The sequence below is a fragment of the Rhizobium aureum genome (assembly GCF_030182495.1).
Lineage (GTDB): Bacteria > Pseudomonadota > Alphaproteobacteria > Rhizobiales > Rhizobiaceae > Rhizobium > Rhizobium tropici_C.
This window is the reverse complement of the sequence record NZ_JAQJCI010000018.1, coordinates 1-12286: the sequence shown is the minus strand read 5'-3', so window position 1 is coordinate 12286 and position 12286 is coordinate 1. Positions and strand designations below refer to the sequence as shown.

The following is a 12286-nucleotide window of genomic DNA, read 5'->3' as shown; positions in this document are numbered from 1 at the left end:
GAAATGGCGTCCGGTGTCTGAAGGGCAGCCATTCCGGGTTGCGTCCTCCAGCGCGCGCTGTTCGAACTCGTCGTCAATGATCCGTCTCCGGGCAGGATGATGTCGGCGAGGCATTCCATGCGCCCTCCACCTGTCCGCGCCCGCGCCCGACCGGGCACGGCTTCTGACGAAGGCGCGCGAGCGCGGCGACAAAGACTACGACCTCGTCGGGCACTATCTCCGGAACTACGCTACGTCTGAGATTCTGCCGGCGCATTTGCGCCATGAATCCCGACCGCAAACCATCCTTCCAGGTCAATGCGTGACTGGGAGGGATAGCGATGTCTCACAATCAGGGCACTGGCGAGCGGAGCGTCGAGAAGCATTTCGCCCCGTGGAAGGCTCTCGCTTCCGCATCGTTTATCGAGCCCGAGGCCGATACCGTCCGCCTTGCTCGGAGTGCGATATCGCCCGCATCTGCCGCGTCTGGCGGCGCGTGATGCAAGTCAGTCGCCGTAGACTTCTTCGATTTCCTCCGGAGTCAGCGGTCTCGACACATAACGGTCGGGATAGTCCTCGGTTCTGTTTCTGTGCTTTGCTGGCGCGTTCAGATTAAGTCTTGGAATGCCAAGTTTGGCTGGCGTGATCGACTTCGGTGGCGGATCTGGAACCATGTCATGCTCGGCGACCCACTGCGGCTCCCAAGGAGTTTCTCTGCGGCCGAATAGTCTGAATGACCGCCATGGCTTTGGAGGACGGTCATAGGAACTCTTAAACGGAAACTTCTGGCGCCACTCGGAATACAGCCGCAGGGCGCTGCGGAGATCACTCTTCTGTTTAATGTCGAGCGGCTTGAAGCTCTTCGAGGCTTCGAGCGCAGCGATTTCAGCGTCGATATTGTCAAAGGTTCGACCATCCAAGATCTTCCTGGCTCGATTGAGACGAGACGTGATGTTCGCGACTACTGCAGGAGAGAGCTTCTTTTTCGACCTCGACGATGTTCGCTTCTCGAGCCATTTCCTGAAACGCGGATCGATGGTGGGCATGCTTTTCCCCGCATGCCTATCTCGTATGACGCGGCCGAGGTAGTAACCGAGTGACGGTGGGATCGCGTTGGCGATCATCAGATCGATTTCCTCGGGTTTCGCTCCGCCAGAGTACCAATCAAAATCCTTAGGAAAACCCTGGATGCGGGACATCTGCTGCTGCGTCAGTATGTGCGCCTCGGTTGCCGGAATGTGATCGAGGGGGTTGGGAGTCTCGCGATGCTTGCCGTACGGCCCCTGTCGGAATGTCCGATAGACCGTCGGTGCGGGTTCATCGAGACGCCGAACACCGCGGCCGTCGCCGAAAGGACGCGTGAAATATCCGCCGATACGGATCAGTTCGGCGTCGTCCGGATCCTTAGGGTCGAGTATTTCCGAGAGCACCTTCGGCGACGTTGCGGCGGCAGCCTTGATAGCCGATTCAAGGAATCCATCACGCTCGTGTAGCCTGCCGATCACTATGAACCGCTTTCGCTTTTGGGGGACTCCGTAGAGGGAGCAGTCGAGCACGATCTCAGTCAAGCCGTAGCCGTATTTCTTCCAGAGTTTGCGAGCTTGCTGATACTGCGGAGATTTGGCGGCCTGTCGGACGTTCTCGTACAGGAACCACTCCGGCCGGGTAGCTCCTATGAGCAGCGCGTATGAGACCGTCAGCTCCGCGCGCTCGCCGAGTATTCCCTTTCCGGCAACCGAATATTCTTGGCACGGCGGCCCCCCACACACGATATCGTATCCGGTGATCCTCGGCCCGATTTTTGAGATGTCTCCCGCATCCGCTCGCCATCCCGGGAACCCGTTTTCAGTGCGGACTCGATGGACTTTCTCGTCGATATCGTGGCCGTGCACGACCTGAATACCAGCAGCCTCGAGTCCTATGCCGAGGCCGCCGACACCAGCGTAGACCTCAATCGCTTTCATATACGGTCTCATCGTCGCCTCGGAACGGATATATCCGTTTCATAGCCTCGGACCATTGAGCCTAAGTAAACGCGTTGGCATTTTCGCCGCGATTAAATTTTCGCCCGGCGCGGGAGCGTTCGGCTCTCAAGAATTCCTGCAGATCCTCTCATTGCACCGAAGCTGTGACGGTCGCCTCCTTTTCGAAGGACGGATCGTAGTCGGCTCATCGACTGACCCCGGCGAAAACTGAATCGGATGTACGCAATTTGTTTTAAGTTGCGGGAAAGTCAAAAGAGGGTGCCTTGCGCGATGCGGGAGGCCTGACGGCGATAACGCGCAGCCGTGCCGAGAATGTCTGCGGCGAGGCTACGATCCTGAAGTGCTGACGTGAGAGAGACTTTCGACAAGGCATGGCCCTTGCTCGAGTCGGACTTGGAAAAGCCCCTGCCGTTTCGAGACTTTGCATAGTCAGCATCCTCGGCCGCAACTGCGGCCAGAACGAGGAGTGCCTCACGGAGCTTGTCTGCTCTAGGATCGGGGCGAGGACGCGGTCGGAATCTGTGACGGTATGTGTTCATGCACCATCTCCACGATTTTCCTCACTAAGTGAAACTTGAGAATGGCGTTTCCCAAATCTGAAGTAATGGGGGGAGGCTTCCCCCTTGGGCGGCTTCTTAGTGATGACATTCAGGGAGTCCAAATCATCGCGGAATAGGAGCCGTCCCATAAGCTTCCGGACCGCTTCATTCGGGGCAAAACCAGCCTCGATCAGGATCGCTTTCGACGCCTCAATGACCGTCTCAAGGACGGGGTCAGACTTCTCTGCCGATCGGAAGCGACCGAGGACAACAGCGAATGCGGCTGCGAGCGCTCCGTCGACCTGCGGGGCCTCGGGCTTGCGCGCCTCCTTTAGCCGCTTGCGATACCGCTCCTGCTCGGCCCTGTGCGCTTCCTTCGCTGGGTTCCTCGGCCTCGGCATCGTCTCCTCCGTTCCTCACTACGTGATCTTTTCCGCCCTCACTACGTGAGGAGGTGATCTCACCCTGCCTGCCGGCTGCGCATCAGGCAAACTATTGAAAATAAAAGTTTGTTGACGCGATCTCGTATTGCTCAACCGCGTCAACTTTCTTGGTTGTTTCGGCTGCCGGCATCGACTTGCGGTGCGCTCTGCCGTCTCAAACCATCGAGTCCATGGGGCCACCAAGAGACCCAGATTGATGATTTTCAGACGATCCAGGACAGCGAAATGCACGACACTTGCACCGCCGAAAAACCTAGAGACCGCGCCCTGCCGTTCTTCGCGAACGCAGACTACGAGCGCGTCGCCTCTCTGCTCGATGACCTGCCAACATTCAAGACGAAGAGCGCGCGCAACGCCGCAGCCGCTATCGTCGCCGGAATGGATCATCACGTCCGCATGCAGAGGGAGGGCTGGATCTCGTATTCCCGGAGCAAGAGCCACTACATCGGCAGGGGCATTTACTGGGGTGATGACTACACATACGGGAACGTTGTCCCCGTCATCGACGCGCTGCACGAAGCCGGATATCTCGCCGAGCACGAGCGTGTGCGTCCGACCCCAGCAGGGACCGGCATCCAGAGCCGCTTCATTCCGAACGCATCGAAATTCCAGTCAGTCAGGCTCCCGCGCTTCAAGAAGCCGGAAGGCGCCCTGATCCGGATTCGCGACCGCGAGACGAAGGAGCTGATTCCCTACAAGATGAACGAGGCCATCGACCGCGAATGGAAGTGGATGGCGCGCATGAACGAGGCGATCGGCGACATGGATATCGGATTCTCCGGCGGGATCCGTCAGGACGGCGACATCGTCTATTTCGAGAGGAGCGCGGTCGATCTGTCACAGCAGTCCATGTACCGCGTCTACAACGACACCATGAGCCTCGGAGGGCGCTTCTACGGTGCCTGGTGGCAAAGTGTACCTAAAGCCGAACGTCGGCAGTTCATTACGCTCGACGGCCAGATCACGACCGAAGAGGACTACAGCAACCAGCACCCCAAGTTTCTCTACTACTTGGTCGGAGAGACACTCGTCGGGGATGCATACGACATCGGCGAGAAATATCACGACGAGATGCGCGACCCGGTGAAGAGGGCGCTCAACATCATGATCAATGCGAAGGACTACCCGGAGACCCTTGGAAAGACAGCACAGTATGTCGGCGGAAACTTCGCTATTGCCAAGGACATCATCGCACGCCTGAAGGTTCGTCACGCTCCCATCGCCAAGTTCTTCCACTCGGATCTTGGCGTGAAGCTGCAGAACGTCGACGCGGCCATGTGCCGGAAGATCCTCGATACGCTGACGCTGAAGAAGGGCATTCCGGCCCTCAGCATCCACGACTCGTTCATCGTCCGCGAACAGGATCGTCAGGTGCTGATCGACACGATGGCAGAGGTCGTCGAGAACACGGCGCATCCCATCCTAGATTCTGTAAAAGATTCAAAGCGTTCGTGGTTCTCCGACCTACATATGGGTTCTTCTTGTTCCGTCCTTCCCGCTCCTGCCTCCTCCGGTGCGGCAGATTCAGATTCAAAACGGAGTCCACAAGAGATTCAGAATCGGAATCGTTATAGCGCGGGTGCGCGTAAGTCCTCCCGGAAAACGGAGAAGACGACAGACACGAAAGGATCGAAGACCATGCGGAGATTCGACCGGATCAAGCGGAAACCCATCACGGAGACACGCCAAGAGACGGCACAGGCGGTTGATCCGAAGACCGAAACCGGGTGCCCCTTGGTGGCTACGCAGGAAAACGCACAGAAACAGCCCGTTGAGCGTATCGGAGACGGTCAGGCGAGTGTCGATACGGTAAAGACGGTCGAACGCGCTGTAGACCCCGTTTCCCGCCATTCCTGACGCTGATCGTTCTGAACATTGCGGACGTAGCCATTGCCCGATGCGGGAACACGTCAGCGCTTGTGTATATGAAGAACTCGATGTCCGTTGGCTGCGTCTCGGCGGATACAACTGAAAACAGAGAAGGGATCCTCACCGGACCCCTTCTTGCGATCGGGAATATCGCAAATGATATATCCAAGCGAATTCATATCCTTGACGATATAGATTTAAAAAATACACGGACCTATCCGTAATCCGATCGGGCAATTTTAACTCTCCCGGGACATTATTCCGGGCTACGGGCTCTCAACCTGCCCGGGTCCTGCTAAGACCGGGTCGAGAACGAAGGAAACATTCATGACGCAGGTACTCCGAATAGCACGCATAGCCGCCTGATCCGCCCCGCGCGGAGCCGCTGTCATTTGTCTATTCAGGAGTCCTCGAATGTCCTTCACGAAGAAATTCTTCACCGCAGACCTGCACCTCGGCCACCACGGCATCCTCCGACACTGCCCCGACACGCGCCCCTTCGATACTGTCGAGGAAATGGACGACGCAATCGTCCGTCGCATCAACGAGCGCGTCGCGCCGGGCAATATCCTCTACATCGTGGGCGACTTCGCTGTCAGCGGCAACGCCGAGTACGTGAAGCACCTGTTCCACGAGATTAACGGCCGCAAGATCCTAATCCTCGGCAACCACGACTTGGATTCGAAAGGACGCGTTTCGAAGATCGTTCGCGATCTGCCGTGGGATATCCCGCCGACGGCGGCGTTGGAGACGCACGACGAAGACTGCCGGATCCATCTCCATCATTACGCATGCAGGACGTGGCCGGCCGCTCACCATGGTTCCTACCACCTCTTCGGCCACTCACACGGAAACCTGGCGCCTTTCGGCCGCAGCCGGGATGTCGGTATCGACTGCCCGGATACAAATCTCGCGCCGCTCACTTTCGCCGAAATCAAGGAGTCCCTGGATGCCTGAAACCTTTCCTCTGCGCCCCGACGCCGATTGGTACAGCGACCTCGTCGATCGTTTCGGCGATGCCGTCCCTCCGCTAGAGAGGCTTCAGTTCCGCCGCGGCCTGCAGCCGATTGTCTACGATCTCTTCACGCAGCTCAACGATCTCCGTGCCTTGCCGCATGTCGACATCATGAGCATCGAAACGCGCAATGCCGGGTTTGCGGTCATCGACGCTCGCAACAAGCCTGAGCTTGTCGGTGTCGAACGAGATGCTGCTGATTTCGCGCTCGAAGGCGCGCGGGCAAGGCTCATCGAGGCGTGCGAGCATTGCGGACGATACGGTGAGATCATCGCGAAGACCGGACTGGAGGCACTACTTGTTGATCCCGAGGCGATCCTCGGCGACCGCTTCTTGTGTCGTGAGTGCTACGAATCCTGGAGGGTGCATGACTGACGAAGAATACGCCTTCCTCGTCGCCGCACACGGCGATGCCGTTCCGCCGAGAGACCGCATCCGGCTGCACGATCTGCAGGTGCCCGCACTGGATTCAATGCTCCGCGTCATGCGCGAGGAAGGCATCGACCAGCAGGTTCGCGTCACCGGAATCTTCGCACGTGCGTGCGGCGAGACCCGGATCGACATCGAATTCACCGACATTGTGGATCCGACAAGCTTGGATGCGCTGTGCCACACGATCACTTTTTGGCGTTTCGAAGTGTACTTCGAATAGATCGCGAAGGGGATGCACGACAATGATGACGAATAGAATCCCCGACGGCTGGTTCGACCTCGTATCTGCTCTCCGCGCCGCGCTCGACCGCGACTTCCCGGGCGTGTCAGTGGCGGAGCTGTCGGCCGACCGCGGCTGGCTGCACGTTTGTGTCGATCATGGCAGCCTCGATCCCGCTGATCAGCTCTGCCTCAATCGCCGCATCCAGGGCTTCGTTACGGCATCGCTGTCGACGTGCATGTGTTGCGGCTCGGGTTCCGGCCGTGATCGCGGTGACGCTCGTCGTGTGACCTGCGACGAATGCGAAAACGAAAAGGAGGCTTGCGATGCATGACGATTACCCGCGAACCAAACTCGCCGACCTGCAGGCTGACTATCCTGGAGTTTTTGATTCCGCTCGCTATGTCGATGTCGGAATCGGCTGGCTGCCCCTCATCTCCGAATTCGTGACGGCAGCGCTGCGTCACGACCCTAGTCTCGCTGTCTTCGAGGTCAAAGAAAAATTCGGTGGGATGCGCATCTGGTGCGACACCGAGGTGATCGAGGCGCGTCTCGCAATGGGCAAAGCGCAGATTAAATCCGAACTGACTTGCGAGGCCTGCGGCGAGGAAGGATTTGTCCGCCGTCCGCCGCCCGGCCGCTGGGCGTGGTGGAAATGCCTGTGTGATGAGCACGCCTCTGAAGACCAGCGCTCGTGGCCGCGTTCGCCGTCCGGCCGAATGGGGGGCATGATGCAGGTGAGAGGCGGCGACTGGTACCGATACGATTCCGCAGCCGACGAAATGGTGCCGAGTGATCCACCGGAGGGATGGGGCAGATGATGACTTTTGAGGCGCTGAAGTTGAAATATCCCCGACTGCTGCGTGCAGCCTGGTTTGAACACCGCGAGGGGTGGGCTGACATTCTTGATGCGTACTTCGCTGTGGTCGATCACGTGCTGCCGCCTGAAGCGAATTACGAAGTTCGACAAATCAAGGAAAAAATGGGCACGCTGCGCATTTACGATGCCCTAAAGAATGTCCCCCCGGAGACTGCAAAGGCAATCGCTGACGCCCGCGAACTCGCCGAGGCGCGCTCTTACTACGCGTGCGAGTGGTGCGGCCAGCCTGCCATTCTGCGGAATCGGCAGGGCTACTACACGACGACCTGCGACGAGCACGCATTGTACGAAGGCCGGATGGCAATCCCGCTAGATCCGCCTGCGGTCCTCTACGTCGGCGCGCGTGGCGGAGAGAGTTGGCGGCGATACGATCCTGATCTCGATGCATTTGTGGAATCTGAGGCTCCGGAATGGGACTGACATCGACAGCAGCACGGAGAGCTTTCCGCCGCCATAGATGGGGGTCTCTTAGCATCGCGTCTATGGACATCGAGACCGCAATCGTCGAAGCGATCAATCGGTGCCCGGAGCTTGAAGCAGTGCTCGACATCGACTGGAAGGCTGACCGCGAGACGGCACGCCGGGTGGGCTGGATGATCGTCAAGCATAAAGGCGTCGTCTTCCAGCTCGGCCGTCGCCTTCTCGAACTCGCGGCGCCGGACGGGTACATCATGCCGCCCCTCGAATTCCGATTGTCCCGTCAGACTGACCCGACACCGGAAGAGCAGTATCGCGCTCCGTATCTCCAGCAGTGGAGCCTCGTGCTGTTCCAGTCCGGCGCGCGTCCCGCCGAGTGGCAGCTGTCGGGCATCGTATACCACCCCGAGTGGCCGTGCACGACGGATTGGTTTCGGCTCCTTTACCTACATCGAGACCGGAAGATGGCGTTCACCGATCGTGGTTGGATGAAACTCGGCGGGAGGTTTGCATCGTGATTGATCAGAAGCGTAAGGAATGGCTGCGCGGCGCGTATATGGATCGCATTCGGGAATACGCTATGACGGTCGCGAAGGGGCGGTCGGAGTTCAGCGAGCCCGAGGTCGCTCACGAGCTGCGGGACGAATACGACTATCTCCACGAGCTATCTTCGCACGATCACGCGTATCTTCGAGAGGAAACCGTCCGCGAAGTCGCGAAGATCATTCGAGAAAATCGTGAAAGCTTTCTGAGCGAACGATACCGTCGCGAGATGGCGCTGGCGGCGGCTATCTGCAAGCTCAACAGCGCCGACTGCGCGTACCATTTCGTTGATTCCGTTTTCGATGCTGCATTCGAAGGGATGATGTCGAAGATCGGAGACGTGTCCATCGAAGATCGAGAACTGTTGCGGGATATCTTTGGGTTGACGGTATGGAAGAAACTCAGGGAAGCTCGCGGCGAGCTTCGGACGAATATCTATAAAGCGGTCGTAGATTTGAATCCTGGCACGATCACTCCGCAGGCCGCGTTCGCGATGGACATCGGCTGGAGAAATCTGCTTCAGCACGCAGCCGATCGCATCGAAACCCATCCGTCGTCTTGGCGCTGCAGGGTCTCGGGCGGCAAAGAAAAGTTCGGCTATATGCAGCTCAGCATAAGATGCGATTACCGAGCGCGCGGTTGCAGGGCTGAAGTCGACAGAATGCTCGAAGAAGTACGGTTGGCATCGCTCGCGACATGCGAGGTGTGCGGGAATCAGGGGCGGCTGCGCTTGTCGTCAGTTGCGAAGACGGTCTGCGACAAGCATTCGGCTATGCTTGGTCGTATTCGAGACGACGACGGTGTGCATGCCGATCCGTTGAAGTGGCATAACGAAGATGAATATCCGGCAGCGAGCGCGTTCATGCTTCGTGGCATGGATCCGGTCAGGCCGCGGCCGAGCTTTCACGTGATCGACGAGGACAGTTTCGGCGGCTTCATCGCGCGTCAGATCGAAGTCGATCTCGAGACGAGGAGCGGCCGCGAGCACGAGCTGTTGTTCGAGTTCTGTGGTGCGCTCGAGCATGCGGCATACGGAAGCGTCGTGAAGACGGAATATTTGGACCACTACGTCGCCGAAGAAGTTGGCAGTTGGGTGAGCGTGCAGCCTCTCTCTGACGACGACAAGACTTTCCTTTGCGGTTATCTGCGCAGCCTGATCGACGCCGAGTATGAGCGCGTCAAGAACAAACAGACCAACGGATGATGTCGGAAATTACCGACCAAAAGGTGGACAATGTCGAATATTTCCGTCGCGAACGGCTGGCAGCACATCCTCACAGAAGCCGTCGAAGAGGCGAGCAAGCTGCCGGAGGAATGGTTGTTCGAGATCGTATCGGCCGAGCGCGTCGACGGTGCCCTCAAGCTCTCGGCGACTTATATCACGGGCGATATCCCGCTCGACGACCATCTGCCCGCGGATCGCAAGCTGCCGCATCCGTTCCGCGCATTCCTGCGGATCCGGGAGACGGCTCGCGCGAAGTCTTTGGTCACCTGCGAGTGCTGCGGGCGGGGAGGCAAGCTATTCGGTTCAGGTGATGAGGCGCGTGTGCGCTGCGCGGCGCATGAAGGTGTCGTTGATGCCGCTGAATGGTCCGCGAATCCGGTAGGGTTCCTCTTTGAATCCGCCGAGGAGGCGATGACCCATTTCGTCCGGGACTACGGCGGCGGGCTTGACATGATGCAGGAGCTGCAGGCTGAGGGCCTACTCGATAGCAAGCGGGAGGACGACGATGACACGCAGCATTAAAGTCGAGGTCGGTGACGGCTGGGCGGCAATCGTCCTCAATCTCATCGTCGTCGGTAGCGCGTACCCGGAACACTGGAAATTCCGATTCCATCGTGCATGGCGTGCATGCGGTCGGATGCGAATTTACGTGACGACCGATTGCGACGAGGTCGAGGCCGCCAACGCAACGACCGCGCTGTCAGAAATCGCTTGGCATCGTAGCGGTCAGACGTGCGAGGTCTGCGGTCGCGGAGGATATCTTAGGCTCGGCAAGCGGTATGCACTGACACTATGCCGAGATCACGAGCATCTTGTCGACGAGCGTCATCCGGATGACGGGAAAATCAACGATCTCTGGAAAGCGCATGTCGATGGATTCATTAAGCTGCCGCCGGACTACGGCCTTCCGGCGGTCATGAAAGACGAGCTGCTGCGGATGTGGTCACACGGCGAGGTTGACATGCGAGAGGTCATGGAACTCCTGCAGATGTCGAGAACGGCAGTGATGTCGGCGGCCATTGATGCGGGATATGGTCTGCGCCTCGAAGACGACGACGATGACGACGAAAAAGGTGCCGAATTCGCGCGGATGATCGCGGCGACGCAGGACGATGGAACGCGGCACTGATGAAAGGCGGCTCTAAGCCGCCTTCTTCATTTCTTGGGACACAAGGTACATCCGGTGACCCTCAAGCACGTATTCCTGCCACCAGGTCAGAATTTCAAGCTTCACGTCGAGATAGCTGTTCTTGTCGTAAACGAGCTGCGCAACGCTCTCGCGGCCTTCGTTCTTGTGCGTGATCATTTCGACTTCTTCAGCGTCCATCGGGCGTCCGCGAAGGATGAACTGCGACATTTTGGGGCCGACGATAGAGACGAACGCCTTACGGAGATCATGCGTTGAGACATTGAATGGCATCATCTCGAAAACGCCTCCGGGCTTCCTCATTTCCTCGATCTTGTCGGATACCGTGCGGACGTTGATGTGCCCTTCCATCGTGTCGCCCTGTTTCTTCGGTCGCTGTTTCGGAAACAGATGCTTTGAGTCCGGGTTGTTGGTCGCCATACGGAGAGCATGCTTCACGATGCTTGCGGCAAGAGGCGGCAGCGGGAGCTTTCTCCAGTGATGGCTCTTGTCCTCGAGCCCCCAAATGCAGTCGTAGGATCCGGAGTCGAACTGGAATGCCGACTGAAGCGCAATGGTGGGTGTCGTCCGCCGCTGTCCAGTTAGAAGCTGCAGCTTCAATACGCCGCGGACGGTCTCGTTGGGGCAGGCTTCCATAGCTTCCCAGAGCGAGCCGATCTCGAGCTGCGACAGGGCTCGGAACTTGTCCTGACCAGCGATCTCGGTCGGCCGTTCCAGGCACTTCGATAGGTCAGCCGCAGGGTTGCGGTCGAGGTTGAACTGCTTCTTGTTCACGAAGTGCTTGAATGCCGCTTTTAGAGCCGACACGGTCAGGTCAGCCTGTCGGATACCTGCGACCACATCCTTCTTGCTACCGCTGCCGGCATGCTTCTCTATGGCTCTCTCGGTGCAGCGAGCGACAATGTTGTCGCGCACCTGTGCGAGATCTCGTGTAAGGATCGCCGCGAGGGGCTTTCCGTGGATCGGCGCAAAGTCGTCGTGCAAGCCAGGTGTCGCTCCAAGAGCCGACTTATAGCCCCGTGCGGTGTCGGGATTCCTGTTCCGGCCACACCACTCAAGATACAGATCTCGGCCAACCTCCCACGTCACGCCTTGGCCGGTCGCGACATCATGCAAGTGCTCAGCGTCCTGAACGGAATGTCCGGCTGCAAACGACTTCACGAGCGTCTCGATCGGCTGCCCTGCCTTGGCGGCCTTCTTGATCTTCACGACCAGCTCGCGAAGCATCGGAAGATCATCCAGACCAAAATGAGAGAAGGGAGCGATCTGAAGATTCGCGTCGCGTGTGCTGTAGTGTAAGCGGTTAGCTGATGGCGTCAGGCCTGAAGTTCCATGGCATAAGCGCCTCGAGCTCGGATACTGGCCAGCCTTGAGCGATGCGGGTCAATGTCTGGGAGAGCCAGTCGAGCGGATCGACGCCATTTATTTTGGCTGTCTGCAAGAGGGTGGCGACCGTCGCCCAGGTGCGTCCACCACCCTCGCTGCCGGCGAATAGACTGTTCTTTCTCGTAATTGTTTGGGGCCTGATCGCGCGCTCGACGACATTGGAGTCGATTTCGATCCGGCCGTCCGTCAGGAAGCGCTCCAGTGCT

At 58.5% G+C, this 12286-nt stretch carries 15 protein-coding genes; 12 read left to right on the top strand and 3 right to left on the bottom strand.

All coding sequences use genetic code 11. The annotated features are described in order from the left end of the window. The first annotated feature begins 320 nt into the window (after positions 1–320). Positions 321–479, top strand: a complete 159-nt coding sequence (locus PH552_RS27540) for a hypothetical protein (protein ID WP_162736941.1) — start codon at positions 321–323, stop codon at positions 477–479. A gap of 6 nt (positions 480–485) precedes the next feature. Here PH552_RS27540 and PH552_RS27535 read toward each other — a convergent pair whose 3' ends face one another. Beyond that, positions 486–1943 carry a DNA cytosine methyltransferase gene (locus PH552_RS27535; protein WP_169645048.1) on the bottom strand — a complete coding sequence of 486 codons (1458 nt, stop codon included), beginning with the start codon at positions 1941–1943 and terminating at the stop codon, positions 486–488. 1228 nt (positions 1944–3171) lie between these two features. Between PH552_RS27535 and PH552_RS27530 the strand changes: the two genes are divergently transcribed. From PH552_RS27530 to PH552_RS27480, 11 genes are all read left to right on the top strand, one after another. Beyond that, positions 3172–4803, top strand: coding sequence for a hypothetical protein (locus tag PH552_RS27530; RefSeq protein ID WP_285166431.1), 1632 nt, complete (start codon positions 3172–3174; stop codon positions 4801–4803). 426 nt (positions 4804–5229) lie between these two features. After that, positions 5230–5772, top strand: a complete 543-nt coding sequence (locus PH552_RS27525; protein WP_169645050.1) for a hypothetical protein — start codon at positions 5230–5232, stop codon at positions 5770–5772. Beyond that, positions 5765–6205, top strand: coding sequence for a hypothetical protein (locus PH552_RS27520; RefSeq protein WP_169645051.1), 441 nt, complete (start codon positions 5765–5767; stop codon positions 6203–6205). The genes PH552_RS27525 and PH552_RS27520 overlap by 8 nt, the downstream gene beginning before the upstream one ends. Beyond that, entirely contained in the window at positions 6198–6482 is a 285-nt protein-coding gene (locus PH552_RS27515; protein WP_285166429.1) for a hypothetical protein, read from the top strand. The genes PH552_RS27520 and PH552_RS27515 overlap by 8 nt, the downstream gene beginning before the upstream one ends. A 22-nt stretch (positions 6483–6504) precedes the next feature. Beyond that, positions 6505–6816: a hypothetical protein gene (locus PH552_RS27510; RefSeq protein ID WP_285166428.1), complete on the top strand. Its 312-nt coding sequence runs from the start codon at positions 6505–6507 to the stop codon at positions 6814–6816. Beyond that, entirely contained in the window at positions 6809–7303 is a 495-nt protein-coding gene (locus PH552_RS27505; protein WP_169645054.1) for a hypothetical protein, read from the top strand. Before PH552_RS27510 ends, PH552_RS27505 begins: the two co-directional genes overlap by 8 nt. Continuing rightward, entirely contained in the window at positions 7300–7782 is a 483-nt protein-coding gene (locus PH552_RS27500; protein WP_169645055.1) for a hypothetical protein, read from the top strand. The genes PH552_RS27505 and PH552_RS27500 overlap by 4 nt, the downstream gene beginning before the upstream one ends. Positions 7783–7844: 62 nt before the next feature. After that, on the top strand, positions 7845–8297 hold the full coding sequence (locus PH552_RS27495; RefSeq protein WP_169645056.1) for a hypothetical protein: 453 nt from the start codon (positions 7845–7847) through the stop codon (positions 8295–8297). Beyond that, positions 8294–9526, top strand: a complete 1233-nt coding sequence (locus tag PH552_RS27490) for a hypothetical protein (protein WP_169645057.1) — start codon at positions 8294–8296, stop codon at positions 9524–9526. Before PH552_RS27495 ends, PH552_RS27490 begins: the two co-directional genes overlap by 4 nt. A gap of 30 nt (positions 9527–9556) precedes the next feature. Continuing rightward, the gene (locus PH552_RS27485) at positions 9557–10069 is read left to right on the top strand and encodes a hypothetical protein (protein ID WP_285166426.1); all 513 of its coding nucleotides are present in this window, start codon (positions 9557–9559) and stop codon (positions 10067–10069) included. Further along, positions 10053–10676, top strand: coding sequence for a hypothetical protein (locus PH552_RS27480; protein ID WP_169645059.1), 624 nt, complete (start codon positions 10053–10055; stop codon positions 10674–10676). The genes PH552_RS27485 and PH552_RS27480 overlap by 17 nt, the downstream gene beginning before the upstream one ends. Before the next feature lie 12 nt (positions 10677–10688). On the opposite strand, the gene PH552_RS27475 is transcribed toward PH552_RS27480, so the two are convergent. Both PH552_RS27475 and PH552_RS27470 read right to left on the bottom strand, forming a co-directional pair. Beyond that, positions 10689–11921 carry a site-specific integrase gene (locus tag PH552_RS27475; protein WP_285166425.1) on the bottom strand — a complete coding sequence of 411 codons (1233 nt, stop codon included), beginning with the start codon at positions 11919–11921 and terminating at the stop codon, positions 10689–10691. A gap of 76 nt (positions 11922–11997) precedes the next feature. After that, a partial coding sequence (locus PH552_RS27470) for a transposase domain-containing protein (protein ID WP_285165710.1) occupies positions 11998–12286 on the bottom strand: 289 nt, incomplete at its 5' end.

What these genes read in the sequence shown, in the direction of transcription:
- PH552_RS27495 (WP_169645056.1), top strand. Translation starts at nt 7,845, where the DNA reads ATGGACATCGAGACCGCAATCGTCGAAGCGATCAATCGGTGCCCGGAG.
- PH552_RS27510 (WP_285166428.1), top strand. Translation starts at nt 6,505, where the DNA reads ATGATGACGAATAGAATCCCCGACGGCTGGTTCGACCTCGTATCTGCT.
- PH552_RS27520 (WP_169645051.1), top strand. Translation starts at nt 5,765, where the DNA reads ATGCCTGAAACCTTTCCTCTGCGCCCCGACGCCGATTGGTACAGCGAC.
- PH552_RS27500 (WP_169645055.1), top strand. Translation starts at nt 7,300, where the DNA reads ATGATGACTTTTGAGGCGCTGAAGTTGAAATATCCCCGACTGCTGCGT.
- PH552_RS27515 (WP_285166429.1), top strand. Translation starts at nt 6,198, where the DNA reads ATGACTGACGAAGAATACGCCTTCCTCGTCGCCGCACACGGCGATGCC.
- PH552_RS27525 (WP_169645050.1), top strand. Translation starts at nt 5,230, where the DNA reads ATGTCCTTCACGAAGAAATTCTTCACCGCAGACCTGCACCTCGGCCAC.
- PH552_RS27480 (WP_169645059.1), top strand. Translation starts at nt 10,053, where the DNA reads ATGACACGCAGCATTAAAGTCGAGGTCGGTGACGGCTGGGCGGCAATC.
- PH552_RS27540 (WP_162736941.1), top strand. Translation starts at nt 321, where the DNA reads ATGTCTCACAATCAGGGCACTGGCGAGCGGAGCGTCGAGAAGCATTTC.
- PH552_RS27505 (WP_169645054.1), top strand. Translation starts at nt 6,809, where the DNA reads ATGCATGACGATTACCCGCGAACCAAACTCGCCGACCTGCAGGCTGAC.
- PH552_RS27485 (WP_285166426.1), top strand. Translation starts at nt 9,557, where the DNA reads ATGTCGAATATTTCCGTCGCGAACGGCTGGCAGCACATCCTCACAGAA.
- PH552_RS27535 (WP_169645048.1), bottom strand. Translation starts at nt 1,943, where the DNA reads ATGAAAGCGATTGAGGTCTACGCTGGTGTCGGCGGCCTCGGCATAGGA.
- PH552_RS27530 (WP_285166431.1), top strand. Translation starts at nt 3,172, where the DNA reads ATGCACGACACTTGCACCGCCGAAAAACCTAGAGACCGCGCCCTGCCG.
- PH552_RS27475 (WP_285166425.1), bottom strand. Translation starts at nt 11,921, where the DNA reads ATGCTTCGCGAGCTGGTCGTGAAGATCAAGAAGGCCGCCAAGGCAGGG.